General features: G+C 64.5%; 25 protein-coding genes and 1 pseudogene. 7 read left to right on the forward strand and 19 right to left on the reverse strand.

The window, feature by feature from the left end; all coding sequences use genetic code 11:
• Positions 1 to 37: 37 nt before the first annotated feature.
• The 10 genes from IFU31_RS16780 to IFU31_RS16825 form a co-directional block, all read right to left on the reverse strand.
• A complete protein-coding gene (locus tag IFU31_RS16780; protein ID WP_192103813.1) occupies positions 38 to 331 on the reverse strand; it encodes a sel1 repeat family protein in 294 nt (97 codons plus the stop codon).
• A gap of 712 nt (positions 332 to 1,043) precedes the next feature.
• Positions 1,044 to 1,790 (reverse strand): fumarylacetoacetate hydrolase family protein, encoded by a 747-nt coding sequence (locus tag IFU31_RS16785; RefSeq protein ID WP_192103818.1) that lies wholly within the window; start codon positions 1,788 to 1,790, stop codon positions 1,044 to 1,046.
• Positions 1,787 to 3,223 carry a dihydropyrimidinase gene (hydA, locus tag IFU31_RS16790; RefSeq protein ID WP_122479146.1) on the reverse strand — a complete coding sequence of 479 codons (1,437 nt, stop codon included), beginning with the start codon at positions 3,221 to 3,223 and terminating at the stop codon, positions 1,787 to 1,789. The genes IFU31_RS16785 and hydA overlap by 4 nt, the downstream gene beginning before the upstream one ends.
• 1 nt (position 3,224) lies before the next feature.
• Positions 3,225 to 3,953 (reverse strand): maleate cis-trans isomerase family protein, encoded by a 729-nt coding sequence (locus IFU31_RS16795; protein WP_192053935.1) that lies wholly within the window; start codon positions 3,951 to 3,953, stop codon positions 3,225 to 3,227.
• Positions 3,950 to 5,332, reverse strand: coding sequence for an amidohydrolase family protein (locus tag IFU31_RS16800; RefSeq protein ID WP_192103820.1), 1,383 nt, complete (start codon positions 5,330 to 5,332; stop codon positions 3,950 to 3,952). Before IFU31_RS16800 ends, IFU31_RS16795 begins: the two co-directional genes overlap by 4 nt.
• Positions 5,329 to 6,126: an SDR family NAD(P)-dependent oxidoreductase gene (locus tag IFU31_RS16805; protein ID WP_197979660.1), complete on the reverse strand. Its 798-nt coding sequence runs from the start codon at positions 6,124 to 6,126 to the stop codon at positions 5,329 to 5,331. The genes IFU31_RS16800 and IFU31_RS16805 overlap by 4 nt, the downstream gene beginning before the upstream one ends.
• Positions 6,123 to 7,121 carry an NAD-dependent epimerase/dehydratase family protein gene (locus IFU31_RS16810; protein WP_192103822.1) on the reverse strand — a complete coding sequence of 333 codons (999 nt, stop codon included), beginning with the start codon at positions 7,119 to 7,121 and terminating at the stop codon, positions 6,123 to 6,125. The genes IFU31_RS16805 and IFU31_RS16810 overlap by 4 nt, the downstream gene beginning before the upstream one ends.
• 1 nt (position 7,122) lies before the next feature.
• Positions 7,123 to 7,893: an ABC transporter ATP-binding protein gene (locus IFU31_RS16815; protein ID WP_122479151.1), complete on the reverse strand. Its 771-nt coding sequence runs from the start codon at positions 7,891 to 7,893 to the stop codon at positions 7,123 to 7,125.
• Between the two features lie 3 nt (positions 7,894 to 7,896).
• Positions 7,897 to 8,757 (reverse strand): ABC transporter permease, encoded by an 861-nt coding sequence (locus IFU31_RS16820; protein ID WP_122479152.1) that lies wholly within the window; start codon positions 8,755 to 8,757, stop codon positions 7,897 to 7,899.
• A gap of 1 nt (position 8,758) precedes the next feature.
• Positions 8,759 to 9,784 carry an ABC transporter substrate-binding protein gene (locus IFU31_RS16825; RefSeq protein ID WP_192103824.1) on the reverse strand — a complete coding sequence of 342 codons (1,026 nt, stop codon included), beginning with the start codon at positions 9,782 to 9,784 and terminating at the stop codon, positions 8,759 to 8,761.
• A 320-nt stretch (positions 9,785 to 10,104) separates the two neighbouring features.
• Here IFU31_RS16825 and IFU31_RS16830 point away from each other — a divergent pair, with 320 nt between their 5' ends.
• Positions 10,105 to 10,836: a GntR family transcriptional regulator gene (locus tag IFU31_RS16830; protein ID WP_192103825.1), complete on the forward strand. Its 732-nt coding sequence runs from the start codon at positions 10,105 to 10,107 to the stop codon at positions 10,834 to 10,836.
• A 25-nt stretch (positions 10,837 to 10,861) separates the two neighbouring features.
• Positions 10,862 to 11,596, forward strand: coding sequence for an aspartate/glutamate racemase family protein (locus tag IFU31_RS16835; RefSeq protein WP_192103828.1), 735 nt, complete (start codon positions 10,862 to 10,864; stop codon positions 11,594 to 11,596).
• 79 nt (positions 11,597 to 11,675) lie between these two features.
• Here the strand turns inward: IFU31_RS16835 and IFU31_RS16840 are convergent, their stop codons facing one another.
• Positions 11,676 to 13,112, reverse strand: coding sequence for an amidase (locus IFU31_RS16840; protein ID WP_197979661.1), 1,437 nt, complete (start codon positions 13,110 to 13,112; stop codon positions 11,676 to 11,678).
• Positions 13,113 to 13,434: 322 nt separating this feature from the next.
• On the opposite strand from IFU31_RS16840, the gene IFU31_RS16845 reads away from it, so the two are divergent.
• From IFU31_RS16845 to IFU31_RS16865, 5 genes are read left to right on the forward strand one after another with little or no spacing between them, the layout of a single operon-like run.
• Positions 13,435 to 14,529: an ABC transporter ATP-binding protein gene (locus IFU31_RS16845; protein ID WP_192103830.1), complete on the forward strand. Its 1,095-nt coding sequence runs from the start codon at positions 13,435 to 13,437 to the stop codon at positions 14,527 to 14,529.
• 30 nt (positions 14,530 to 14,559) lie between these two features.
• Positions 14,560 to 15,606: an ABC transporter substrate-binding protein gene (locus IFU31_RS16850; RefSeq protein ID WP_185793847.1), complete on the forward strand. Its 1,047-nt coding sequence runs from the start codon at positions 14,560 to 14,562 to the stop codon at positions 15,604 to 15,606.
• 44 nt (positions 15,607 to 15,650) lie between these two features.
• On the forward strand, positions 15,651 to 16,508 hold the full coding sequence (locus IFU31_RS16855) for an ABC transporter permease subunit (RefSeq protein WP_192103838.1): 858 nt from the start codon (positions 15,651 to 15,653) through the stop codon (positions 16,506 to 16,508).
• 2 nt (positions 16,509 to 16,510) lie between these two features.
• Positions 16,511 to 17,323 (forward strand): ABC transporter permease, encoded by an 813-nt coding sequence (locus IFU31_RS16860; RefSeq protein WP_197979662.1) that lies wholly within the window; start codon positions 16,511 to 16,513, stop codon positions 17,321 to 17,323.
• 30 nt (positions 17,324 to 17,353) lie between these two features.
• Positions 17,354 to 18,031: a GntR family transcriptional regulator gene (locus tag IFU31_RS16865; RefSeq protein WP_192103842.1), complete on the forward strand. Its 678-nt coding sequence runs from the start codon at positions 17,354 to 17,356 to the stop codon at positions 18,029 to 18,031.
• A gap of 12 nt (positions 18,032 to 18,043) precedes the next feature.
• On the opposite strand, the gene IFU31_RS16870 is transcribed toward IFU31_RS16865, so the two are convergent.
• The 8 genes and pseudogenes from IFU31_RS16870 to IFU31_RS16905 form a co-directional block, all read right to left on the reverse strand.
• Positions 18,044 to 18,952: a polysaccharide deacetylase family protein gene (locus tag IFU31_RS16870; protein WP_192103844.1), complete on the reverse strand. Its 909-nt coding sequence runs from the start codon at positions 18,950 to 18,952 to the stop codon at positions 18,044 to 18,046.
• Between the two features lie 45 nt (positions 18,953 to 18,997).
• Complete coding sequence (locus IFU31_RS16875; protein ID WP_122479161.1) at positions 18,998 to 19,870, reverse strand: MurR/RpiR family transcriptional regulator; 873 nt, start codon at positions 19,868 to 19,870, stop codon at positions 18,998 to 19,000.
• Between the two features lie 21 nt (positions 19,871 to 19,891).
• Positions 19,892 to 21,139, reverse strand: a complete 1,248-nt coding sequence (locus tag IFU31_RS16880) for a cysteine desulfurase-like protein (protein ID WP_192103846.1) — start codon at positions 21,137 to 21,139, stop codon at positions 19,892 to 19,894.
• Between the two features lie 37 nt (positions 21,140 to 21,176).
• Positions 21,177 to 21,911 (reverse strand): amino acid ABC transporter ATP-binding protein, encoded by a 735-nt coding sequence (locus IFU31_RS16885; protein ID WP_122479163.1) that lies wholly within the window; start codon positions 21,909 to 21,911, stop codon positions 21,177 to 21,179.
• Positions 21,908 to 22,585 carry an amino acid ABC transporter permease gene (locus tag IFU31_RS16890; protein WP_192103848.1) on the reverse strand — a complete coding sequence of 226 codons (678 nt, stop codon included), beginning with the start codon at positions 22,583 to 22,585 and terminating at the stop codon, positions 21,908 to 21,910. Before IFU31_RS16890 ends, IFU31_RS16885 begins: the two co-directional genes overlap by 4 nt.
• 51 nt (positions 22,586 to 22,636) lie before the next feature.
• Positions 22,637 to 23,413 carry a transporter substrate-binding domain-containing protein gene (locus tag IFU31_RS16895; RefSeq protein WP_192103850.1) on the reverse strand — a complete coding sequence of 259 codons (777 nt, stop codon included), beginning with the start codon at positions 23,411 to 23,413 and terminating at the stop codon, positions 22,637 to 22,639.
• A gap of 466 nt (positions 23,414 to 23,879) precedes the next feature.
• Positions 23,880 to 24,623 (reverse strand): annotated as a pseudogene (scpB, locus tag IFU31_RS16900) (SMC-Scp complex subunit ScpB); the annotation flags it as partial.
• Entirely contained in the window at positions 24,620 to 25,321 is a 702-nt protein-coding gene (locus IFU31_RS16905) for a segregation and condensation protein A (RefSeq protein ID WP_192049963.1), read from the reverse strand. The gene IFU31_RS16905 and the pseudogene scpB, both read right to left, overlap by 4 nt.

The raw sequence follows: 25,321 nt of genomic DNA on the forward strand, positions 1-25,321 counted from the left end.
AGTCTGAGGCCATTGGCCGCCTGGGGCAAACCGAGTGTCAGTCGCGACGCAGATCGCTCAGTGCGTTCTGTGCGCCCACATCGCCGGCGCGGGCGGCCTGCCGCAGGAGTTGCTGACCGATGCGCTGGTCACGGGCGTTGCCACAATCGCGGCACATCAACTGGCCGAGGCGGCTCTGCGCGACCACCACGCCTTCGCGCGCGGGCTGCTTGAGCATGCGCCCGGCCAGGTGCTTGACGTTGACCTTGTGGCCCAGGCGGGGGCTGTCGAGCAGCCAGAGGGCGACCTTGAGGGTGAAGCGCTTGGGTGCAGCGGGTGCGGAACTTTTCATGGAAAAACTTTGGGCAGATCGGAAAAGCGCGCCACTCTACTCTTTTTTCCCGGCGAATGCGCGGGGGCAACGACCGGCGCCACCCCCCCTCCCCGCAGGAGCGGTCCGTGGCCGCGAAGGGGCCAGCGCAGGCGGCAAGCATAGCGCGGCGCAACTTTCGCGGCCAATGACCGCTCCTACGGGAGATGGCGCTCGATCCCCGTGGCAGCACATGACCACTGTAGGAGCAGTCCATGGCCGCGAAGGGGCCAGCGCAGGCGGCAAGCATAGCGCGGCGCACCTTTCGCGGCCGATGACCGCTCCTACGGGAGATGGCGCTCGATCCCCGTGGCAGCGCATGACCACTGTAGGAGCAGTCCGTGGCCGCGAAGGGGCCAGCGCAGGCGGCAAGCACACCGCGGCGCACCTTTCGCGGCCGATGACCGCTCCTACGGGAGATGGCGCTCGATCCCCGTGGCAGCGCATGACCACTGTAGGAGCAGTCCGTGGCCGCGAAGGGGCCAGCGCAGGCGGCAAGCGCACCGCGGCGCACCTTTCGCGGCCGATGACCGCTNGTCCGTGGCCGCGAAAGGGCCAGCGCAGGCGGCAAACATACCGCGGCGCACCTTTCGCGGCCGATGACCGCTCCTACGGGAGATGGTGCTCGATCCCCGTGGCAGCGCATGACCACTGTAGGAGCGGTCCGTGGCCGCGAAGGGCGCAACGCGGTGGGTCAGGTGGCGAGGGTTACGGTGCCGATGCCGGGGAAGTCGACTTCGATGCTGGCGCCTGGGGGCGCCCAGTGGATGCCGGTCCAGCTTCCGGTGGCGATCAGATCGCCTGCGCGCAGCGGGTTGCCCCGTGCGACAGCGTGTCGCGCCAGCCACGGCAGGGAGTTCAACGGTTCGCGGAACGGGTGGCTACCCAGCCCACGTACCACTTGTTCGCCGTCGACGTGCAGCGTGGCGGCCTGGGCCGACCAGTCGGGGACGGCCGCCAGCGTTACAGGCAGGCCAACGATCAACTCACGGTTGAGCTGCTGGTCGGCCAGTCGCAGCAGGGCATCGGCCTGGATGCCGTCGACCCAGCGCGTATCGCACAACTCGATGCCCGGCATCCAGGCGTCGATGGCCGCGTAGGCGGCGGCCAGGTCGGTGTGTTCGTCCAGATCCCGGGACAAGCGCACGAACAGCTCGCCTTCGATACCCAACGCGTGGCAGTGCCCGGGCGGCACCTGCCACCCGGATGCGCGTACGGTACCGGCCGGCACGCCTGCCGCACTGATGAGGCTGCCCGGCGCACCGCCCAGTTTCCAGGCCCGCGCGGGCGCGTGGGCGAACCAGCCCATCGCCTCGGCCACCCGCCGCTGCACGTCATACGCCTGCGCCTCGCTGTCCAGACGCAAACCTTCGACCGGCTGCCGCCGACCCTCGCGCCAGGCGCGAATGAGCCGCTGCGCCACCTGCTCGACCGCGCTCACAGCGGCAACTCGGTGTTGCGCCGACGCACCTGCGCCGGTGCCGGACGCTCGCAGGGCAAAAACTGGCCCCGCCCCGCTTCGCCCCGAGGCTCACCGTCCCATACCACCTCGCCGCGCGACAGGGTGATGGCCGGCCAGGCGCTCAGCTGCATGCCGGCGTAAGGGGTGTAGTCGACGTTGTGGTGCAACATCTCGTTGCTGATCGACACCGGCTGCCCTTCGTCCCAGATCACCAGATCGGCATCGGCGCCGATGGCGATACTGCCCTTGCGCGGGTACAGCCCGTACATCTTCGCAGCGTTGGTCGACGTCAGCGCGACGAAACTTTGCGCCGTGATGCGCCCGGTGCGCACGCCTTCGGACCACAACAGCGCCATGCGTGTTTCCACACCGGGAATGCCGTTGGCGATCTGGTCGAACGACACGTCTTCGCCGTGGGCCTTCTTGCCATCGGGGCCGTCGTAACGAAACGGCGCGTGGTCGGACGAGAAGATCTCGAACGAACCGTTTTCCAGCCCGTCCCAGATCACCTGCTGGTTTGCAGCGTCCCGAGGCGGTGGGCTGCAGATGCATTTGGCGCCTTCGAAGCTGTCGTCGCAGCCCAGCGAGTCGGCGGTCAGAAACAGGTATTGCGGGCAGGTTTCGGCATACACCTTCAAGCCGTGGTTCTGCGCCCAGCGAATCTGCTCCACGGCCTCGCGACCCGACACGTGGACGATGAGGATGGGCACATCCACCAGTTCGGCCAAGGCAATGGCCCGGTGCGTGGCCTCGCGTTCCACCAGCATCGGTCGCGAGCTGGCGTGGTAGCGCGGCGCGCTGAGCCCGGCCGCCAGCAGCCGCTCGGTGAGCCAGGCGATGCAGTCGCTGTTCTCGGCATGCAACATGACCATGGCGCCTTCGCGGCGGGCCACGGACAGGGTTTCGAGAATCTCTCGATCGCCCAGTTTCAGCGCGTCGTAGGTCATGTAGATCTTGAACGAGGTATAGCCCTCGGCGATCAGTGCCGGCAATTCCTCACGCAGGACCTGCGGCGTGGGGTCGGTGACGATCAGGTGAAAGGCGTAGTCGATCACCGGCTTGTTGCCTGCCCGGCGATGGTAGTCATCCACTGCTGCACGCAGGGTTTCACCCTTCTGCTGACAGGCGAAAGGAATCACCGTGGTGGTCCCGCCGCAGGCCGCCGACACCGTGCCGCTGAAAAAGTCGTCGGCCATGACCGAGCCGTCGCCGGTGGGTTGGTCCAGGTGCACATGGCTGTCGATGCCGCCCGGGGTCACGTGCCGGCCGGCCGCGTCGATTTCCGCAAGGCCCGGAGGCAGCTCCAGGGCCAGGGCAACGATGCGCCCGTCGCGAATGCCGATGTCACTGGTGAAGGTGTCTGCGGCAGTGACCACGCGAGCGTTGCGAATAACCGTATCGAAAGGTTGCATATCAAGCCTCTTCAAGCAGTAGCCGGCCCCAGCCGGTCAAGCGACGTGTGTCCACGCCGGTCATGTTCAACATGTCCCAGAGCACCGTCGTCACCGTGTCGAACACCGGTACCCCGTGCTGGCGCTCCCAGGACTCGGCGCGGTGGGCGGCGTGCAGGTTGGTGCAGAAGGTGGAGATGGCCTCGGCACCGGCCGCGACCACCTCGGCCACCTGACGATCCAGGATAGCTTCGTCCACTTCGGCAAAGGAAAAATTGTCCTGCAGCGACAGGTGGCTTTCGGCGCTGGCATCGATACCCAGAGCGGCATAATTGGCAACGATCCTTGCCTGCACATCCGCCAGATACGGCGAGACCAGGCCCAGGCGGCGAATGCCGAAGCGGTGCAGCGCCTTGTTCAGTGCCAGCACCGAGGTCGTCGCCGGTATCGCCGTGGCCTCGGTAATGGCCTGGCACAGCGCCACGTCGGTATCGAAACCCAGCCATCCGGCAGAGGTACCGCTCCAGCCGATGACATCGACATGGGCATCGGCCAGCAAGCGCGCCGCGTCCAGAATCCGCTCGCGCTGGAACTGGCCCAGCGCGTCGGCGCTGAGGGCGATCTGGGTGACACTGAAGCGTGAGAAATGCACGCTGACTTCCGGGAGGTTGGCTATCAACGCCTGGGTCAGCGGCTCCAGTGCAGTGTTCGAGGAAGGCGTAAGCACGCCCAGGCGAATACGGCGGGTCATGCTGGACCTCCAGTGATCGCGTGCGAGGAAGGATAGGCGCGCAGAGGGTTTTCACAACGTTGCCACAGGTCGCGGCACACGGTGTCGGCTGCGGCACGTACACAGGCTTCGTCGACCTGAGTCGAGCGGCCTTGGTCGATCACCACCCGACCGTCAACGATCACGGTTTCGACGTCGGCTCCGGTGGCGTTGTGCACCAAACTGCCCAGCGCATCGATACAGGGAGTGAGGTGGAGCTGTCGATAGTCGAGGATGGCCAGGTCAGCCAACTGGCCGACCGCCAATCGACCCAGATGGTCGCCCCAACCCAGCGCCGCGGCGCCGTTGACGGTGGCCATGCGCAGCACGTCGCGTGGTTGCCAGTCGTCGGCCACCCGCCCGGCACTCAACCGCCCTACCGCCAGCGCCCAGCGCATCACCTCGATCATGTCGCCGTGCATGGTGTCGGTCGCCAGGCACAGGCGCGCGCCGGCCTGCAGCAGGCGACGCGTCGGCGCTACCCGTCCGGACATGGCGTTGCCGACCGGGATGTGCACGACATGGGCACCGGAGGCGCCGATGCGGGCGATGTCCTCGTCATCCACGTGAATGCAGTGACCGGCCAGCAGGCGCGAATCGAGCATCCCCAGCTCATCGAGCAGTTGCACCGGCGAGCGGCCATGGGTGGCGCGCACCCAATCCAGTTCGTCCTGGCTTTGCGCCAGGTGCGTGCTGATCTGCAGATTATGGCGGCGGGCCAAGGCATCGATCTGGCGCAGGAAGTCCAGCGAGCAGGTGTCGGGCGCGTGAGCGGTCAGGTGGGCCTGGATACGTCCGTCGGCTTGCCCTGCCCAGCGTTCGACGAAGGCCTCGGCGTGGTCCAGCTGGGCCAGGCCACGCTTCAGGTCGAAGCGCCGCGTGCCTTGCAGCACCGAGGCGAAATCGACATCGGCCAGACGTTGGCTGGCGAACAGGCGCACACCTGTTTCGGCCATGCCTGCCACGGTGTGCTCGGCATGCACGAAGCTGTCCACAAGCGTGGTGCAACCCGCCCGCAGCGCTTCGAGTGCACCAAGGCGGGACAACGCCAGTGCTTCTTCCGGGCTGAGCCATGAAGCCTGTGGCAGGCCGGGGGTGTAGGACGGCGCGAAGCCGCAGTCCGGCGCCACCCCCCGGACGAAATTCAGGCCGGCATGGTAATGGGTATTGACGAAGCCGGGCACCACCACCCGGCCCGGCAGGTGCAGATGCCGCACGGCTTTGGGCGCAGGCTGGTCGGCAGGCCCGACGTGGGCGATGCGTTGGCCACGGATGCCCAGGCTTGCGGACTGCGCAAGGCCGTCGACCGGGTCCAGCAGCACGGCGCCGGTAATCAGTAGATCCAGTGGGTTGTCGATCATGCAGCCATCCACCCGCCGTCCACCATCAACGTGGTGCCGGTGATGAAGCTGGCCTCGGCGCTGGCCAGAAACAGCACGGCCTTGGCGACATCGTCGGGATGGCCCAACCGCGGCCAAGGGGTACGCCGCGTGGCCCGCTCCATCACCGCCGGGTCGACCGCCCGGCCACCGGCGCCGGTCTGGATCTTGCCGGGCGCCACCGCGTTGCAGACGATGCGCTGCTCGGCATAGTCGCTGGCGACCTGCCGGGTGAGGTAATCCACAGCCGCCTTGCTCACGCCATAGGCCAAGTCCTGGGGTGCGGCAATCATGCCGTGTTGCGAAGACAGGTTGACGATGCGCCCGCGGGTTTCGCCGACCAGCGCCTGGCCGGCCATTTGCCGCACGGCAGCCCGGCAACAGCGGTAGACACCCCCCAGATTGACGTCCAGGACACGCTGCCAGTCGGCCTCGTCGAGCTCGAGCAAGGGCCGGGCGTGGCGGATGCAGGCGTTGTTGACCAGCACATCGAGGCGCCCGAAGCGCGCCACCGTGGTAGCGAACAGCGTCTCGACCTGCGCGCTGTCGGCGACGTCGGTCTGCACGAACAGGGCCTGGTAGCCAGCGGCGCGAATCAGGTCGGCGGTTGGCTCGCCGCCCTCGATGACAGCCGTGGTGACATCGGCGATGACCACGCAGGCACCGTGGCTTGCCAGGTGCCAGGCAATGGCGCGGCCGATGCCGGAGGCCGCACCGGTGACGATGCACACCTGGCCCGCCATGCTCGATGAGTTAGCCAAAGGGGTGGGGGTCATGGGTTCACCGTTGTCTGGGGGCCTGCCACGTGGGCAAGCCAGTGATGAAAGTCGTGATCGGCAGCGTCGATGTCGAATCGCGGAACGAAACCGCAGTCTTCGCGCAGACGGTCGAGCGCCATGCTCGCCCGGTCGTAGTCGGCGTACAGCTCGATGTTCGGTGTTTCACCCGGCGCCGCCAGACGCCAGCGGAAGTCCGGGAAGCGTGTGGCCAGGCGCGTGCACCATTGACTGAGCGGCCATTGGAAACCCGCCGCCAGGTTATAGAGGGGATATCGCCACTGCGGCTGGTCCAGCAGGCAGCCGATAGCCCGCGCGGCGTCGCGGACATACAGCCAGTCGCGCAGGCTGTCGCGCGCCAGGATCGCCGTGCCGCCACGGCGGGCCACTTGCAACAACTGCAGCGGTGCGCTGAGGGTGTCGCGCACGCCGGTGTCGGCTTCCCAGGGCCCGAAGCAAGTGCCCAGACGGCCGATAACCAAGGGCAACCCATGCAGTTGGGCAAGGCGCCGCGCCGCGTCCTCGGCGCTGCGCTTGGATTGGCCGTACAGGCCCTCGGGGGCCAAGGCGGAACGTGCTTCGTCGAGCAACGGCGCGTGACGCCCGGTGGTGCCGTAGACCGAGCCCGAGCTGATGTGCACCAGCCGCGACACGCCGCACTCGGCGCTCGCGCCGATGGCCGCAAGCACCCCGCCCACGTTCACTTCGAAGATCGCCTGGGGCGCCAATCGCTCGCGCTCGGCATCGGCGGTGATGGCGGCCAGGGTCACCACTCGCTGGGGGCGATGACGACCCATGAGCGTACGCAGGTCGGTCGCATCGCGCACATCGCCCTGATGCTCGATGAAGCGTCCCGGCAACTCGGCGAAAACCGCTCGCGCGGCGTCTGGAATCGGCCCCAGGTCGAAACCGATCACTTCTTCACCCGCCATCAGCAAGTGCTCGCTCAACGCCAGGCCGACGAAGCCACTGCTGCCGGTGATCAGCGTCTTCATCTCAGGCGCTTTCCCGCACAGGTTCCGGCCGCAGCAGCGACAGGATATGCCGCTTGTAGTCATTGAAGGCCTTGCTGGTCGGGTCGCGCGGACGTTCGAGCTCGATCGGCAGCAGCTCGCGAATGCGTCCCGGACGTGCCGACATCACGGCGACATGGGTACCCAGGGCCAGCGACTCATCGATACCATGGGTGACGAACACGATGGTGCTCTGACTTTCGCGCCAGATCCGGATCAGCTCGGCGTGCATGTCCATCTTGGTCTGCTCGTCCAACGCACCGAAGGGCTCGTCCATGAGGATCACCTCAGGGTTCATCAGCAAGGCTCGGGCAATACCCACACGCTGATTCATGCCGCCGGACAGCTCGCTGGGGAAGTGATTCTCGAAGCCGGCCAGGCCCACCATTTCGATGAATTTCTGCGCCTTCTCCCGGCGTATCTCCTTGCCCACACCGCGCATCTTCAAGTGGAACGCAACGTTCTCCCAGACCGGCAACCAAGGCATCAGGTTGGCCTGCTGGAACACCACGCCACGATCGGCCCCGGGTGCGGTGATCGACTGCCCGCCGACGCTGACCGTGCCCTGGGTGGGGTGGTCGAAGCCGGCGATCATGTTCAGCAGGGTCGACTTGCCGCAGCCACTGGGGCCCAGCAGGCAGAGAAATTCGTTGCGTGCCACGGTCAGGCTGACATCGTCCAGGGCCACGATGCCGGTGGGTCGCTTGGGGTCTTCGAACACGCGCGAGACGCGGTCGATGGTAATCAGTGCCATGCCTCAGCCCTCCTTCTGCAAAGTGGAACCGCGCTGCCAGCGCAACAGGTATGCGCCCACGCGCTTGATCGCATAGTCGCTGAGAAAACCCAGCAGGCCGATGCTGACCATGGAAGCGATGACGATGTCGTAACGCAGGAAATAATAGGAATCCCACAGCACATAGCCGACGCCGCTTTTCACTGCGACCATTTCCGCGGTGACGGTGAGCATCCACGCCGAGCCGATGGCGATGCGCAGGCCGGAGAAGATGCTCGGCAGCGCCGCCGGGAAGACGATGTAGAGCAATAGTCTGCTTGGCGTACCACCGGTCATGGCGCCTGCCCGCAACAGGTTGCGGTCACAGTTCTTGACGCCGTGAATGGTGCTCAACAGCACCGGGAAGAATGCGCCCATGAACACCAGGAAGATCGCCGGCTTGTCGGCAATGCCGAACCAGATGATCGCCAGGGGAATCCAGGACACCGGTGGGATCGGTCGCAGAATCTGCAGCACCGGCTCGAACAGGTTTTCTGCGGTGCGCGACCAACCGATGGCCATGCCCGCGCCGATGCCCAGCAAGGCGGCCAGGGCAAAGCCTGCGAACACCCGGAACGAACTGGCCGCCACATCGAGAATCCAGTGGCCGCTGTAGCTTTGCGTATTGCCATCGGTGGCAAAGACCCAGTCTGCCCAGGCGATGATGACTTGGGACGGCGCCGGCAGGAGCGCGCGCGGCAAAATCCCGGAGCGGGAAAAGATCTCCCAGCCGACCAGCAGCAACACCGGCACGATGCCGCGTTCGATGCGCTTGTACAGGCGCCGGGCCAGGGACGGGCCATGCCCTCGCCCGACCCCGTGCGCCTTGATGGCGGTACTTTTCATCTCAATACCCCAGCTCGGTTTTCGGCTTGCCGGTCACCGCTTCCAGAAAGCTGTAGTCCAAGTTCTTCTCTACCTGCTCGCTGACATCGGTGCTGATGTACTTGAGGTCGCGCATCATTTGCGCAATGGCTACGGCAGAAGCGCGGTGCATGGCGTAGTCGGGGTAGAGGTTGTCGACTGCGCCGGTGGCGATGGCCTTGTCCAGGCCGGTGACTTTCTGGATGGTGTCGATGAACAGCGGCTTGTCGTTGGCCATCAGGTCATTGACCTTGACGATGGAACGCACGGTTTCCTCGACGCCCTTGCGGTTGTCCTCGATCACATCGGAGCGGGTAACGATCAGGTTGGTCAACTTGCCAGCCGCCTGGTCGTAGGGAAAGTCGAAGAACTTGGCCGCCTTGACCTCGCGGATCTGGGTGGCGAACGGGTCCACCGAAGTGATCAGCTCCACTTCGCCGCGGCGCAGTGCCTGCACGTGGTCAGACGGGTTGGGGATGTTGATGAATTGCACATCCTTGTTGATATCGATGCCGTGCTTGAGGAACGCCCCACGCATATGGATATCCTGCGCATTGCCGCGCGAGGCGGCGACCCGGAACGGCTTGTCTTCGGCCTTGTACTTGTCGATGAGCGCCTTCAAGCCGACCCAGTCGCCTGGCTGCACCGGCAGGTCGTTGCCCACCAGAATCTGCGAGCCGCCGTTGATCTGCCCGGACACGGCCACCACGTCGAACCCCTTGTCCAGCGCCGTGGCGTAATGCAGGTAGGTGACCTGCGCCACGTCGATGCTCTTGGACAGCAGCGCTGTGAGTACATCGTTGCCGGTGTTGAAGGCAATGGCGTCGAGTTTCACCCCGGTGGCGTTTTGCGGCGTCAGGGACAACGGCGTGCAGTGGGCGCATTTGGCATAACCGAGCTTGACCGGCTTGGCTTCGTCGGCGTGGGACATGGCCATCATGCCGAGGCTCAACACCAAGGCCGAAAAGGCACGCTTGAGCAAGGTAGTGGACGAACGAATAGCTGGCATCGGGCTTCTCCAATTGTCACTAAAGGCTGAGGCTTTGTGGCAAAGAGTTTGCAACGGCTATGCCATGTTTGTGGCACCGCTTGAAAACCGCATGGTTTTCCATGGGCGCCTATGGGGTCCAGGCCCTGTACGGCGGGGCTTGTGTGATCGCGCGGTGGCGCTTTCACATTCGGCGGCGGCTCCCGTGGTGACGAGATGAGCAGGCTCAATAAAGCAGTCCGTGGCGGCGAGTGAGTTGCGACGGTGCATGCTTGGACAATCGCTCACCATTTTGTGACAATCCACCATTGACCGTAATCAGGCTGACGAGGATCGCGCACGTGCTCAACTCGGAAACACTTTCTCCTGCACCTCGCAAGGCCCGCAGTACCGGGCAGATCCTGGGCACCGGCAGTACCCGCGATGGCATCTACGAGCGCATCCTCAACGCCGTGATGGAACATCGCCTGATCCCCGGCACCAAGCTGGTGGAAGAGAAGTTGGCCGGGGTGTTCCAGGTCAATCGCACACGCATCCGCGAGGTGCTCGCGCGGTTGGCCCACGAAGGGATCGTCACCACCATCCCCAATCGCGGTGCCTTCATCGCCAGCCCCTCGGTGGAAGAAGCCCGGCATATTTTCCAGGCCAGGCGCATTCTCGAGCCCGCGCTCATCCGCAGCCTGGTGGCCAAGGCCGACAGCCAGCAGTTTCGTCGCCTGCACGCCCATGTGGCCGAAGAACGCGCCGCGCGCGAGACAGGCGACAAACGCGCGGTCATTCGCCTGTCGGGCGAGTTTCATCTGTTGATCGCGCAGATGGTCGACAGCCCGCCGCTGATCAAACTGATGCGCGAACTGTCTTCGCTGACCTGCTTGATCATTCTGCTGTACGACTCGCCCAACGTGCCTGCCTGCCCCAACCATGAGCACACCGAAATCGTCGAGGCCATGGAACAGGGCGAGGTCGAGGCAGCCATCGGCTTGATGCTGGGCCACCTCGACCATATCGAGGCCACGCTCGACCTGTCGCTGGAAGATGAGGCCGAGGTCGACCTGCACGCTATTTTCGGCTAACGCCACCCGACCGCCCGGAGTCGCCATGAGACTGCTGATCATCAACCCCAATATCTCCCAGAGCGTCACCGACCTGATCGAGACGGAAGCGCGCCGCACCGTAGCGACGGACACGCAGATCCAGATGGCCACGGCACCCAGTGGCGTGGCCTACATCGAAACCCGCTTCGAAGCCTTGCTCGGCGCCCACGCGGCCGCCGTTATCGCCGGAGAACGTCAGGGCAGCTATGACGCCGTGCTGGTGGCGGCGTTCGGCGATCCGGGCCTGCTCGCACTCAAGGAAGTGCTGGACGTGCCGGTGGTGGGCATGACCGAAGCGGCGCTGATGACGGCCGCCCAGTTGGGCCAGAGGATCTCGATCATCGCCATCTCCCGGCGCATCACCAGTTGGTACCGCGAGTGCGTGGCACAGAACGGCATGCTCGACCGTCTGGCCAGCATTCGCCATCTGGACCGCCCGCTGCGCGATGCCGGCAGCGTGCAGGAGGATCATGCCGAGCGCCTGCTGGAGCTGAGCCACCTGGCGGTGAACGAAGATGGCGCCGACGTGCTGATCCTCGCCGGTGCGCCGTTGGCCGGGCTGGCACGTGGGTTGGCCGGGCGGTTGCCGGTTCCGGTGGTGGACGGCGTGTCGTGCGGCGTGGCCCAGGCGCAGCTGTTGCACCGCCTGCAGGCGGGTCGGGCCACCCAAGGCAGCTTCGCCCGCCCACCCGCCAAGCCCAACCAAGGCTTGCCACCGGGCTTGCAGGCCCTCCTGTAGCAGCGGCGCAAGCCGCGTCCGGGTTCACCGCGGTGTGCCTGCCAAACCGCATGTGCCGCCGACGCGGCTTGCGCCGCTGCTACAGGGGTTGGGGGATACCTTGGTTGCGCAGCATGGGCGCCTCGAACGACAGGCCTAGCACGCGATCCATTTCCGCGGCGGCCTGAAGCACGCGCCCGTCCATGTAGCGCGGGGCGATCACCTGCAGGCCTACCGGAAGTCCCTGCTTGCCGAACCCGCAGGGCAACGACAGTGCGGGTACCCCGCAGTAGTTGAACACCGGGGTATAGCCGGCATGTCCGCGCGGCCCGGCCGGCTGGCCGCCGATGGTGGCGGGCCCCAGCTGTCCCACGGCCCAGGCCTCTACCGGTGCGGTCGGGCACAACAGCAGATCGTAGTCATCGAAAAACGCGGCCAGGGTGATCGACAACCCATTGCGCAACGCTAGCAGACGCGCGGTTTGCACCCCGGACAACGCTCTGCCCAGCTCTATCTGCGCCAGAATATCCGGATCCAGCTGCTGCAACTGCTCATCCGCCAGCGCACCGAATTGCGCAGCCAGCGCCGTGTGCTGCAAGCCCAGCAGCGCATAGCCTTCCAGGCCGCCAGGCCAGCGCGGGCTGGCCAGCTCGATGGACCAGCCATCGCGCTCCAGCGTTGCCAGCGCGGCAACCATCGCACTGGCAACATCGCTGTCCAGTGGCAGGCCCAGCCCCAGATCCGGCGACCAGGCAATGCGCAGCGAGCGCGGCGCTCGCGGCGTCGGGGCTAGCGACTGAGCGCTAAAATGTGGCTGCGACAACGGGTCGGAGGGGCACCAGGCGAACAAACTGCGGGCCATGAGTGCAACGTCCTCGACATCGCGTCCCAGTTGGCCGATCACCGAGAGCAGATGGTTCGGGTCGGCGAACCCCCAGGGATTGGGCACGGCACCCAGGCTCGGCTTGAAGCCGACCAGCCCGGTGTGCGCAGCCGGTCGCCGGGTGGAGCCGCCGGCGTCGGTGGCCAGGGCCAATGGTCCCAACCCGGCCGCCACTGCAGCCACCGCGCCGCCCGACGACCCGCCGGGGGTCAGCTCGAGGTTCCACGGGTTGCGGGTGGTGCCGTGCAGCGGATTGGTGGTGATGCCCTTGCAGGCAAACTCGGAACAGTTGGTCATCCCGAGCGCCACGCCGCCCAGTTCGCCAAGGCGTTGCACGCACCACGAATCGCGTGGCGCCACGAAGTCGGCAAACACCCTGGAACCGAAAGTCGCCGGTCGGCCGCCCAACCAGAGGTTGTCCTTGACGCTGAACGGTACGCCGGCCAAAGGCAGGTATTGCTTGGCGGCGACCCGCTGGTCGCTGGTACGCGCTCGAGCCAGCACGTCAGCCCGCTGGTAATCGATGAACGCATTGAGCGACGGATTCAACCGCTCGAGACGATCGCACACCGCTGTCGCTACCTCGACCGCGCTCAGCTGACGGGTGTTGACCAGGTGAGCGATCTGCTGCGCCTTGAGACGATGAATATCCATGGGTCACTCCACTGCGAAAGGCTGATACCGCTGTTTCAGCAAGATCCGCGCCGCCGGACGCAGGGCCCGTAACAGCGGGTGCGGGCAAGCAGGTCAAGGCGGCTGGCGAGCGACATAATGGTGAACATGATTAGATTGAGCACTGATTCAGTGCAATATTTAGTTAACTATTTTGTGCACAATCCAGATACCGGGGTAACCCGCATCCAGCTATCGGTTCATTTAAAACAACGAGTTAAGCCGTGGGATGACCGGCTCTGCACTGCTTGGCACATGCATTGCTTCGAGCCAGATAACCTAGTTCAGCACTGCGAGCCACCGCATGACGACTGCCACCGCCGGTTTCGACCTCACCCTGGACGACATCTTCCATCAGTACGCCGGTGCAGCTCCGGCGGTCGACCACATCACCCTGGAAGTAGCCGCCGGCGAACTGGTGGCGCTGCTGGGCCCCTCCGGCTGTGGCAAGACCACCCTGCTGCGCATCATCGGCGGGTTCCAGCCGCAGACCTCGGGCAAGGTGGTGATCGGCGGCAAGCTCATCGACCACCTGCCCCCGCATCACCGCGACATCGGCATCGTGTTCCAGAACTACGCCTTGTTTCCTCACCTGAGCGTGGCCGAAAACATCGCCTACGGTCTGGATGCGCGCGGCGTGCCACGCTCGCGGCGCAAGCAGCGCATCGATGAAATGCTCGAGATGATCCAGCTGGGTCATCTGGCCGACCGCTATCCGCGCCAGCTTTCCGGTGGCCAGCAGCAGCGCGTGGCGCTGGCCCGGGCATTGGCCGTGGAACCGCGCATCCTGTTGCTCGACGAACCGTTTTCGGCCTTGGACAAAAGCCTGCGCATGGACATGCAGATCGAGATCAAGCGGCTCCAACGCCAGTCGGGCGTGACCTGCGTGATGGTCACCCACGACCAGGAGGAAGCGCTGTCGATGGCCGACCGCGTGGCGGTGCTCAACGCCGGCCGGCTGGAGCAGTTCGCCGCGCCTTCGAAAATCTACGATTCGCCCAGCAGCCTGTTCGTCAATACCTTCGTCGGCAGCGCCAACGTGCTGCCCGGGACCCTGGAAAGCTACGCCGGGGAGTCGGCCTGGATACGCCTGGCCGACGGCAGCCTGCTGGCCTGCCGTACGCCGCGCGACGCCCGGCCCGGCAGCGCCGTGGTGGCGTGCATTCGTCCGGAGAATCTGGAGCTGACGGAGGCAGGCGACGGATTTCCCGCACAGGTCGAACTCGGCCTGCCGCTGGGCCCTTCGATCGTTCACGAAATGCTCACGCCCGGCGGACAGCGGATCAAGATCGCTTCGCCACGCGGCCTGGGTGCCGAGCCATTGAAGCCCGGCACTCAGGTAAGCCTGAGGCCTATCAGCGCCCACGCGATCACTACGTTTACCGCGCCCAGCCTGTAGCCCTGAACTGACCCGCACGAGGAATCGACGATGGATATATCCCGCAGACGCATCATGCAATCCGCCCTGGCCCTGGGTGCACTGCAGCTTTTCCCGCAGTTGACCATGGCCCAGGCGCGCAATCTGGTGTTCGCGACGTTTACCGGCAGCTGGGAAGAAGCACACAAGGCTGTGCTGGTGCCTGCCGCGCTGGAACACATGAAAGACGGAAACATCATTCTCGACCCGATGATCTCTGTCGACCAGATCTCCAAGGTCATGGCCTCCCGTGAACATCCGCCCATCGACGTCATGCTGCACGATCCGGGCCCTGCCCTGACCGCCATCGAACAGGGCTTGATCGAGCCCTACCCGGTGGCGGACAGCGCCTACTACCAGCAGCTGATGCCCGAAGCCCAAGACCCGATGGGGCCGAGCATCTTCTATCAGATCGTTGGCCTGACCTATAACCCGGACACTATCCAGACCCCTCCCGACTCCTGGATGGACCTGTGGAAGCCCGAGTACAAGGGCCGGGTAGGCATCACCAACATGAACTCCTCCCTGGGCACCGGCTTCATGGTCGAACTGGCCAAACTGCATGGCGGCTCGGACAGCAACATCGAACCGGCCTTTGAACTGCTGGCCAAACTCAAGCCCAACCTGGCCGCCGTCGCCGCCAACCCCGGTCAACTGGCGTCGCTGTTCCAGCAAGGCCAGATCGACATCAGCCCAGGCAACTTCAACGCCATCCAGATCCTCAAGGCCCGTGGCGTACCGGTGGAATGGGTGGCGCCCAAGGAAGGCGCGATCGCGTTCAAGACCAGTATCCATATCGTCAAGAACTCACCGAATCGCGATCTGGCTTTCGCCTTGATCGAGGCGTCGATGTCGCCCCAGGTGCAATCGCAGCTGATGGAAGCGCCCTACCTGGTAGTGCCGACCAACATGCAGGTGAAGATGTCTGGCGAGATAGCCGAATCACTGGCCAAGGATCAGGCAGAAATGAAGTCGCGGTTTCGCTTTCAGGACTGGAAGGTGATCAATCCGAACCGGGCGGCCTGGATCGAGCGCTTCAACAAGGACATCCAGGTCTGACCCATGCCTGAAGCCATCCCTTCCCGCTGTGAGGAGTGCGGCACGTGAGCGCCCGAAACCATGACGTCACCGTGTACAGCCTGCGCTACGGCCTGCCGTTGGCAGCATTCTTCGTGCTGTTCTTCATCACGCCGCTGTTGTTGCTGGTGCTGGTCAGCCTGCACGACGACACCGCCGTCAGCGTCTGGGGCGTAGCGCAATACGCGAAGATCTTCGGCGAAGGCCTGGCCCTGCGCGTGCTTGGCGATACCTTGTGGCTCGGCGTGCAGGTTACCGTGCTGTGCCTGGCCCTGGGCTACGCTCTGGCCTGGGCCTACGTGCGCAGCTCGCCGACCACCCAGAAGGTGCTGATGATGATCATCGTCATGCCCCTGCTGACCAGCGTGGTGGTGCGCACCTTTGCCTGGGTAGTGATCCTCGGGCGCCAGGGCATCGTCAACGAACTGCTGCTGGGCTGGGCATGGATCGACAAGCCACTGCGCCTGCTCTACTCCCGCGAAGGATTGATCTGGGCCCTGGCCAATGTGCAGTTGCCGCTGATGACCCTGCCCCTGATCACTAACTTGCAACGCCTGGAAAGCAATCTGGAGGATGCCTCCGCCGCCTTGGGCGCCAATGCCTGGCGCACCTTCCGGCGGATCACCGTGCCGCTGTCGCTGCCAGGCATCATCGCCGGCAGCCTGCTGACCTTCTCGGCGACCATCACCGCCTTCATCACGCAGTCTCTGGTAGGTGGCGGGCAGATGCTGTTCATGCCGATGTACATCTACCAGCAGGCGTCGGCCCTGCAGAACTGGCCATACGCTGCAGCCATCTCACTGGTGTTCCTGGTGGCCGTGATCGGCTGCGTGACGCTGCTGAGCTATTTGGGCCGCCTCAGCAAGGGGTACGCGACCACATGAGCATGGGACGTCGAAACGACCTGTCGGACATCGCCCTCAAGGGCACCCTCTATCTGGTGGCCTGGGCCGCCCTTATCCTGTTGCTGGCACCGACGCTGATCGTGCTGATCGTCTCGTTCACCGACAGCTACTCGCTGCGCTTTCCGCCTCAGGGCTTCTCGACACGCTGGTATGTCGCCCTGCTCAAGGCGTTCACCCTGCATTTCGCGGCGTGGAACAGTTTTATGGTGGCGTCGATGACCACGCTTCTGTGTGTGGTCATGGGCACTGCCGCCTCGCTGGCCATCGCCCGTTCCACGAGCAAGACAGCGCGCTGCCTCGATGCGCTGTTCATGTCACCGTTGATTCTGCCGGGGCTGGCGTTCGGCTTGTCGGCATTGATCTTTTTCAGCGAGCTGGGCGTGCCGGTGTCGCTGACGACGCTAGTGATCGGTCACACCGTGGTCTGCGTACCCTACGTCATCCGTACCACCTCTTCGGCGCTGATGCAGTTGCCGCCGGCGCTGCTGGAAAGCGCTGCCAGCCTGGGTGCTTCGAGAGCGCACGCGTTGCGGCGCATTACCTTGCCGCTGATTGCGCCAGGCATCGCGGCCGGGGCATTCATTGCGTTCATGTCTTCGTTCGATAACACTGCCGTCTCGCTGTTCCTGCGCGATGCACGCACCGACATGCTGCCGATCCGCATGTGGCAGGACCTGGAGAGCAAACTGGACGTCACCATTGCCGCTCTGTCCAGCGTGCTGGTCATTGTCACCCTGGTGATGATGGTAGTGATGGAAAAATTGACCGGCATCAGTCGGCGCATCCGCGGCTGACCGCGGGCAAGGGTACGTCAGGAAACGGATATGGATCTGAACACACCACAGGATGCCGATGGCATCGCCGAACACATTACCATCGCCATCATGGAGCACCGCCTGCCGCCGGGTATCAAGCTGGCCGAGGAGAAACTTGCGATCGCGTTTGGCGTGGGCCGCAACAAGATTCGCCAGGCGCTCATGGCGCTGGCCAAGGAAGGCTTGGTCAAGCTGCACCCCAACCGCGGCGCGTTCGTCACCAGCCCCACGGTGCAGGAAACCCGTGACCTGTTCGCCACACGCCGGTTGCTTGAACCGGAGATCATTCGCAATGTCATCCACCGCTCGACCAAGGCCCAGCGCAAGCCTTTACATGCCCACCTGAAAAAGGAGGCGCTGGCGCGCAAGAACCAGGATCGGCGCGCCTTGATCAAGCTGTCCGGGGATTTCCACAGCCTGCTGGCCGAGATCGGTGGCAACAGCTTCATCACTCGCATCATGCGCCAGCTGTGTCCGGTGACGTCGCTGATGCACGCGCTCTACGATGGTCCGCAGATGCATGCCTGCCCCGAGGACGAACACGGTGCAATCGTTGCTGCCATCGAAGCCCAGGACGAAAAACGTGCCATTGCCCTGATGCTGCATCACCTCGCCCACGTGGAAAGCGTGCTGGACCTGAGCCAGGAACAGCACAGCGCGATCAGGTGGGAGAGTGTCTTCGGGTAAAGAGAGCCGCTTTCACACTGCGGCAGCGTCACGCTCCAGCCACGCCTGGGCGATCTGCTCGCGAGTGGCGAACCACACGCCTTCGTGGCCCTGCGCGTACTCGATGAACTTCTGCAAGGCGCGTATCCGGCCCGGGCGTCCGACCATGCGCGGGTGCAGGCCGACGGACATCATGCGCAGGCCGTCTGCAGATTCTTCGTGCAGCACCTCGAAGCTTTCCTTCATGTACTCGAGAAAGTCGGAAGCCTGGGACAGGCCCGGCGAATTCCAGTAGCGGAAATCATTGACGTCACTGGTGTACGGCACCACCAGGCGGCGTTTGCCTTCGACGTCGACGAAGTACGGCACGTCATCGTTGTAGGCATCGGAGTCGTAGAGGAAACCGCCCTCCTCGGCTACCAGGCGACGGGTGCGCACGCTGGCGCCATAGCGGCAGTACCAGCCTACCGGGCGCTTGCCGCAGGTGCGCTGGAACGACTCGATGGCCAGGCGAATGTGCTCGCGCTCCTGCTCCTCGGTGAGGCGGAACACTTCCTCCCAACGGTAGCCGTGGCTGCATATTTCATGGCCCAGCTCGACCGCCGCCCGCGCCACGTCGGGGTTCTGCTCAAAGGCCACCGCGCAGGCATGGAACGTGGCCGGCACGTTGGCCTTCTGCAGAATCTGCAGGATGCGCCAGATACCGACCCGCGAGCCGTATTCGTACATCGATTCCATGGCCAGGTTGCGTACGCCATCGGGAAACTGATAGCTGCCCCACTCGGTCATGCTTTCCTGATCGGGATCGCCCATGGCCAGGGACCGTTCGGAGCCTTCCTCGTAGTTGATGACCAGGCTGATCGCCAGCCGGGCGCCATTGGGCCAGGTACCCTGGGGACGTTGCTGGCCATAGCCGACCAGATCTCTTAGGGGTGATGTCACGGTACGGCTCTCCAGCAGGTTGGGCAAAATGCCGGGCCTGGGGCCTCAGCAGTCGATATCTTTCAAAGCGTCGTGGTCGATGCCGCCAAAGGTTTCACCTGCGGCGAAGGCCAGGCCCATGGCCAGTGTCTGGGCCACGCAGAACGCAGCAGTCAACGAGCGAAAGCCAAGCAGTTCGGCGTCGTCGACTTCGATCATCACCGAGGCGCACTGGCCGATCGGGCTGAGCAGGCTGTCGGTGATGGCAACGATCGGCGTACCGGCCGCCACCGCCTGGTTACAGGCGTCGATGGTTTCCTGGGCATACGGGGGGAAGCTCACCGCCACCAGCACGTCATCACCGTGCAGCGCGCCGACCTGCTCGCGCAGGCTGCCGCCCAGGCCGCTGATGTGCACGGCGCGCCGGCCGACACGGCTCAGGGCATAGCTGAGGTAGGCAGCCATCGGAAACGAACGGCGCATGCCCACCACGAACGTGGTGCGCGCCTGTTGCAGCAAGCCGATGGCCTGTTCCAGCGCCTGCACCTGCTGCCCTTCGGCAAGGTGTTCGAGGGAGACGATGTTGGCCCGGCTGAAGGCGCCGAGCATGGCGCCCACATCGGTCGGGTCGTCGAGCAACTGTTCGCCGCGATAATGGCGAATACGTTCCTTGAAGCTGCCCTGCCCGGCTTTCTCCAGCGGCGCCTTGCACACCCGCTGCAGGTCGCTGAAACCGCCAAAGCCCAAGGCCTGGGCCAGACGAATGAACGCCGAAGCGGGGATCTGCGAACGCGCGGCCAGGGCCGCGACCGTGTTGAGCGCCACATCATGGGGGTGCTCGATCACGTACTGGGCGGCATCGCGCATGCGCGCAGTGAGTTTGTCCTGCCCCACCGCAATGGCGCTGCGCAGTTCTTCAAGGGTGTGCGGTAATGGCATGGTTCAGTGGCTCGATGGCGGTCAGCTGGGACGCAGGTCTGCGATGGCTCGGGCCAGGCATTCCACCAGCCGCGTCATTTCATCGACGGTGTTGTAGTGCGCAATGGAAACGCGTACCACCCCTCCCTGAGGTGCCAGGCCCAGTTCTTCGATCAAGTGACGGGCATAGAAGTCACCAAAACGAATGCCGATGCGTGCCGCGTCCACCTGTCGCACGATGGCCTCGGACTGCACGCCCTCGACGACGAAGCTGATGGTCGGTACCCGGTCGCCCGCGGTCACCCGTGGTTTGCCGATGATGCGTACGCCGTCGGCCTCGCGCAGATAGCCCAGCAGAATCTCGGCCAAGAGGTTTTCCTGCACCTCGAACGCATCGAAGGCCGCCTGCATGATCTGCCGCTCGCTGCCTGCAGTGCCCAGGCGCCGGCCGATGTCCAGCAGGTAGTCACTGATGCCCATGCAACCGTAGGACAGTTCGTAGTTGACGTTGCCCGGCTGCAGCTTGTACGGCAGCACGTCCTGGCCGATGAAAAAATGGTTGAGGCTGGGCAGTTCCAGCAGCAGTTCGCGCTTGCCCCACAGCACCGCGAAATGCGGGCCGAACACCTTGTAGAAGCTGAACACGTAATAGTCGGCGCCGCTGGCCTGCACATCGACCAGACGGTGCGGTGCGTACGCCACCGCGTCCACCACCAGCTTGGCACCGCAGGCGTGCACGCGCTCGGCAACCTGCGCGACCGGGTTGACGCTGCCCAGAATGTTCGACGCGTGGGTCATCGCCACGTAACGCGTGCGCGGCCCGAGAAGTTGCTCCAGGTCGCGCAGCTCCAGCTCCAGGCTCGACGGATCCACCGACCATACGCGCAGGGTGGCCCCGCGCTCTTGGCACAGGCGCTGCCAGGGGCCGATGTTGGCTTCGTGGTCGCTGTGCGTGACGATGATCTCGTCGCCCGCGCCGATCGACGGCGCAATCGCCCGAGCCAGCAGCTGCAGCAACAAGGTGGTCGAACCGGCCATCACACACTCTTCAGAGTGGCGGGCGTTGATCAGCTGGGCCACCGAGGCGCGTGCTTCCAGCACCTTGGCACCAGCCTTCACCGACGGTTCGTACGAAGCGCCAAGCTGCACCGCGTGGTTGAGCAGGTACTCGGTGATGCGCTCGGCCACCGGCTTGAGCACCGCCGAGCCGCCGGCGTTGTCCAGGTAGCCGTAGCCGTCGGCGAGTGCGGGAAATTGGCGACGGACGTAGTCGATATCGAGGGCAGTCAAAGTGAGTCTCCCGTTTGCTTGTTAGGGGTAGAGCCTGTCAGTGGTGCAGGATGGCCTGCAGGAATGCCTGGGTACGGGGTTCCTGGGGCGCGGTGAAGAAGGCCTGGGGATGGTTCTGTTCGATGATGCGCCCGGTTTCCATGAAGATCACCCGGTCGGCGACCTTGCGCGCGAAGCCCATCTCGTGGGTGACCACGATCATGGTCACCCCGGAACGGGCAAGGTTCTGCATCACGTCGAGCACTTCGCCGACCATTTCCGGGTCCAGCGCCGAGGTCGGCTCGTCGAACAGGATCACCCGTGGCTCCATGGCCATGGTCCGGGCGATCGCGACCCGTTGCTGCTGGCCCCCAGACAGTTGGCTGGGGTACTTGTCGGCATGCGCGGACATGCCGACCTTTTCCAGCAACAGCCGCGCGCGCTCCTGGGCATCACGTCGGTTCATGCCGCGCACGCGCACCGGCGCCAGGGCCACGTTGGCGAGCACGGTGAGGTGGGGGTAGAGATTGAAGTTCTGAAACACCATGCCCACTTCGCAGCGGATGCCGGCAAGCTTGGGGCCGGTTTCCACGCGCTGCCCGGACACCCGGATGTCGCCACCCTGGTAGGGCTCGAGCAGGTTGATGCAGCGAATCAGGGTGGACTTGCCCGACCCCGAAGGCCCCAGGATCACCACCACTTCGCCCTGGGCGACAGTCAGGTTGATGTCGCTGAGGGCCTGGAATGGCCCGTAGAACTTGTCCAGTCGTTCGATTTCGATGACGTTGCTCATGCGCGCTTGCCTCCGCTGCCGTTGCGACGCTCTACCCAGCTGACCATCTGCACCAGTGGCAGCAGCAACAACAGGTACATGATCGCCGCCCCCACCAGCGGCGTTGGATTGGCCGACAGCGCCTGGGCCTGGGTGGCCTGCTTGAGCAGGTCGGGCATGGCGACCACTGACGCCAGTGCCGTGTCCTTCATGACGTTGATGCAGTTGCTGGTCATGGGCGGCAAGACGATGCGCATGGCCTGGGGCAGGATCACGTCGCGCATGGTGTTGAAGAAGCTCATGCCCTGGGAAGCCGCCGCTTCGAACTGACCCTTGGGGATAGCCTCGATGCCGGAACGGAAGATCTCCGCCGAATAGGCGCACGACACCAGGGACAGCGCGGCCGTGGCAGCAGCGAAGGACGACAGGCGGATGCCGACGAAGGGCAATGCATAGTAGATCAACACCAGCAGGACCAGCAGCGGGATAGACCGCAGCACGTCGATGTACACCCGTGCCAGCCAGCGCACGGGGGTGTAGCCGTACAATCTGAGCATGGCCAGCAGCAGACCGCCGGCCAGGCCCAGCACGATACTCACCACGCCGAGCAATATGGTCACGCCAAGGCCGCGCAGCATCAAAGGCAGCGCGTCGACGAACACGTCCCAGTTGAAGAAAGTCTGTAGCAACTCCATGAACGGTTACCTTGGTCGTGGGCCGGTAGCGGGCGGGCCGAAGCGCGGTGCTTATTGCGGAACGTCGACGACTTTCACGGTGCTGGAGTCGTCTGCGGCGGCCGCACCGAACCACTTCTTGTGCAGGTCGGCGATCACGCCGTCTTTTTTCATCTCGCTGATGATCGTGTTCACTCGCGCGCCTTCGGCCCAGCCCTTGGCGTGCATCAGCGAGTATTTCTCGCCGGTGGGAATGCGCGCGACCACGGCATACTGTGGCTTGTCCTTGATGTAATAGAGCACGGCCGGAATGTCGCTGATGTAGCCATCCATGCGCCCGGACGCCAGGTCGAGCATGGCCGGCGACAGACCTTCGTAGCGCGAGATGTCCTTGAACTTGTACTCACTCTGATGCTTGGCGGCCCACATGTCCCCGGTCGAACCGGTGTCGACGCCGACCACTTTGCCGCTCATGTCATCCAGGCCCTTGATGCCGGACTTGGTCAGCACCGACAGCGACTGGTCGCTGTCGTAGTACGGCTGCGCGAACCCTACCGATTCCAGACGCTTGGGCGTGATGGTGATGGAAGAAATGGCGATGTCGGCGCGCTTGGACTGCACGGCGCTGAACAGGCCATTGAACGGGATGTTGACGAACTCCACGGTCTTGCCGGCGCGCTTGGCGACTTCCTTCACCACATCGACTTCAAAGCCGACGATGTCGCCCTTGGCGTCCTGGAACTCCCAGGGCACATTCCCCACGTTGGCACCGACGGTCCAATCGGCAGCCAGTGCCGAGGCCGAAAACGCAGTGGCCACAGCCATGCTCAAAAGTAATTTCACGCTCATGTCCAGCTCCCCGATTCACGTCAGTGCCAATGGCGGCCTGGGTGCTTGCGCAGGCCTGTCGAGAACGAGACTAGGGCCAAGGATCAAATACTTCAAGAACTAATTTTAATGAATTAAATGCTCCACAGGAGGGCAGTACGTGCCCGCATTGGTGCATCTGGCAAACACAGGAAGCGTACGGTATGGCGGCTGCCGGACGCAGCACACGGGCCAAGGGCGCACCTTGGCAGAGCATGTTCACACCCCTCCCCGTAGGAGCGGTCAGTGGCCGCGAAAGCCTCGATGCGGTCCACCTGACCCACCGCACCGCCCTTTTCGCGGGCAGAGCCCGCTCCCACAGAAAGACCACGCCGCCCCCGTAGGAGCGGTCAGTGGCCGCGAAAGCCTCGATGCGGTCCACCTGCCCCACCGCGCCGCCCTTTTCGCGGCCGATGGCCGCTCCCGCAGGTCTACCTTGCAATCAGCGGTCGTCGTCGGTCTGCGCAGGGTCCTGGACCAGGTCGTCGAAGTCGATCTTGAGGCCCTGTTCCATGGAATCAAGCTCCACCAGCAACGATCGAAAGCTGGTCTCGTCCTTGGCCGGGGCCTCGCCCTCGGCGCTGGCATCGGCCAGCGCCTGCAGATGAGCAGGCACTGGCGCATCGTCGTCGTGGTCTTCGAGGATGGTTTCAGGTTCCATCTCGCGCAGCACTGCCAATGGCGGCAGCTCATCGAGGCTCTTGAGGTTGAAATGGTCGAGAAAGGCCTTGGTGGTGGCGAACATCGCCGGCCGGCCCGGCACGTCGCGATAGCCCACCACGCGGATCCACTCGCGTTCCACCAGCGTCTTGACGATATTGCTGTTGACCGCCACGCCACGCACGTCTTCGATCTCGCCACGGGTGATGGGCTGGCGATAGGCGATCAACGCCATGGTTTCCAGCAACGCGCGGGAGTAGCGCTGCGGGCGTTCTTCCCACAATCGACCCACCCAGGGCGCGTATCTTTCGCGGATCTGCAAGCGGTAGCCCGAGGCGACCTCCACCAACTCGAACGCGCGCTTTTCGCAGGACTTGCCCAGCACCTCCAGGGCCTTCTTGAACACCGCCGGCTCCGGCCGCTCGGCTTCCTCGAACAGCTCATGGAGGCGTTCCAGGGACTGCGGCTTTCCGGAGGCCAGCAGAAAGGCTTCGAGCAGTGGCGCCAGATCGCGCGGGTCAGTCAGATTCATTGTTCGGCTCGGGCGCGCACATGGATAGCGGCAAAGGCGTCATTCTGCACCAGTTCGATCAACTGCTCCTTGACTAGTTCGAGAATGGCCATGAAGGTGACCACCACGCCCAACTTGCCCTCCTCGGCACCGAACAGCTCGACGAAAGGCACGAAGCCACCGCCGCGCAGGCGTTCGAGCACCTGGCTCATGCGTTCGCGGGTCGACAGGGCCTCGCGGCTGACCTGATGGCTTTCGAACATGTCGCTGCGCCGTAACACGTCGGCCATCGACATCAGCAGCTCTTCCAGGCTGACCTCGGGCAGCAGCTTGCGTACCTTGGCCTGAGGTGCATCGAGCCTGGGCACGTAGAGGTCGCGGCCTACCCGCTTGAGGGTATCGATACCTTCGGCGGCGGCCTTGAAGCGCTCGTATTCCTGCAGGCGGCGAATCAGCTCGGCCCGCGGGTCGTGCTCGTCATCCTCGACCACGGCGCTGCGCGGCAACAGCATGCGCGATTTGATCTCGGCAAGCATGGCGGCCATCACCAGATATTCGGCGGCCAACTCCAGGCGTACGGTTTTCATCAGCTCGACGTAGCCCATGTACTGACGGGTGATCTCCGCCACGGGGATGTCGAGGATGTCGATGTTCTGCTTGCGGATCAGGTACAGCAGCAGGTCGAGCGGGCCTTCGAACGCTTCGAGGAACACCTCCAG

Origin of the sequence: Pseudomonas sp. CFBP 13602, from assembly GCF_014842725.1 — a bacterium.
GTDB lineage: Bacteria > Pseudomonadota > Gammaproteobacteria > Pseudomonadales > Pseudomonadaceae > Aquipseudomonas > Aquipseudomonas baltica.

What these genes read in the sequence shown, in the direction of transcription:
- IFU31_RS16875 (WP_122479161.1), bottom strand. Translation starts at nt 19,870, where the DNA reads ATGCCATTACCGCACACCCTTGAAGAACTGCGCAGCGCCATTGCGGTG.
- IFU31_RS16810 (WP_192103822.1), bottom strand. Translation starts at nt 7,121, where the DNA reads ATGAAGACGCTGATCACCGGCAGCAGTGGCTTCGTCGGCCTGGCGTTG.
- IFU31_RS16865 (WP_192103842.1), top strand. Translation starts at nt 17,354, where the DNA reads ATGGATCTGAACACACCACAGGATGCCGATGGCATCGCCGAACACATT.
- IFU31_RS16885 (WP_122479163.1), bottom strand. Translation starts at nt 21,911, where the DNA reads ATGAGCAACGTCATCGAAATCGAACGACTGGACAAGTTCTACGGGCCA.
- IFU31_RS16820 (WP_122479152.1), bottom strand. Translation starts at nt 8,757, where the DNA reads ATGAAAAGTACCGCCATCAAGGCGCACGGGGTCGGGCGAGGGCATGGC.
- IFU31_RS16835 (WP_192103828.1), top strand. Translation starts at nt 10,862, where the DNA reads ATGAGACTGCTGATCATCAACCCCAATATCTCCCAGAGCGTCACCGAC.
- IFU31_RS16815 (WP_122479151.1), bottom strand. Translation starts at nt 7,893, where the DNA reads ATGGCACTGATTACCATCGACCGCGTCTCGCGCGTGTTCGAAGACCCC.
- IFU31_RS16805 (WP_197979660.1), bottom strand. Translation starts at nt 6,126, where the DNA reads ATGACCCCCACCCCTTTGGCTAACTCATCGAGCATGGCGGGCCAGGTG.
- IFU31_RS16845 (WP_192103830.1), top strand. Translation starts at nt 13,435, where the DNA reads ATGACGACTGCCACCGCCGGTTTCGACCTCACCCTGGACGACATCTTC.
- IFU31_RS16895 (WP_192103850.1), bottom strand. Translation starts at nt 23,413, where the DNA reads ATGAGCGTGAAATTACTTTTGAGCATGGCTGTGGCCACTGCGTTTTCG.
- IFU31_RS16800 (WP_192103820.1), bottom strand. Translation starts at nt 5,332, where the DNA reads ATGATCGACAACCCACTGGATCTACTGATTACCGGCGCCGTGCTGCTG.
- IFU31_RS16795 (WP_192053935.1), bottom strand. Translation starts at nt 3,953, where the DNA reads ATGACCCGCCGTATTCGCCTGGGCGTGCTTACGCCTTCCTCGAACACT.
- IFU31_RS16860 (WP_197979662.1), top strand. Translation starts at nt 16,511, where the DNA reads ATGGGACGTCGAAACGACCTGTCGGACATCGCCCTCAAGGGCACCCTC.
- hydA (WP_122479146.1), bottom strand. Translation starts at nt 3,223, where the DNA reads ATGCAACCTTTCGATACGGTTATTCGCAACGCTCGCGTGGTCACTGCC.
- IFU31_RS16825 (WP_192103824.1), bottom strand. Translation starts at nt 9,784, where the DNA reads ATGCCAGCTATTCGTTCGTCCACTACCTTGCTCAAGCGTGCCTTTTCG.
- IFU31_RS16780 (WP_192103813.1), bottom strand. Translation starts at nt 331, where the DNA reads ATGAAAAGTTCCGCACCCGCTGCACCCAAGCGCTTCACCCTCAAGGTC.
- IFU31_RS16890 (WP_192103848.1), bottom strand. Translation starts at nt 22,585, where the DNA reads ATGGAGTTGCTACAGACTTTCTTCAACTGGGACGTGTTCGTCGACGCG.
- IFU31_RS16840 (WP_197979661.1), bottom strand. Translation starts at nt 13,112, where the DNA reads ATGGATATTCATCGTCTCAAGGCGCAGCAGATCGCTCACCTGGTCAAC.
- IFU31_RS16850 (WP_185793847.1), top strand. Translation starts at nt 14,560, where the DNA reads ATGGATATATCCCGCAGACGCATCATGCAATCCGCCCTGGCCCTGGGT.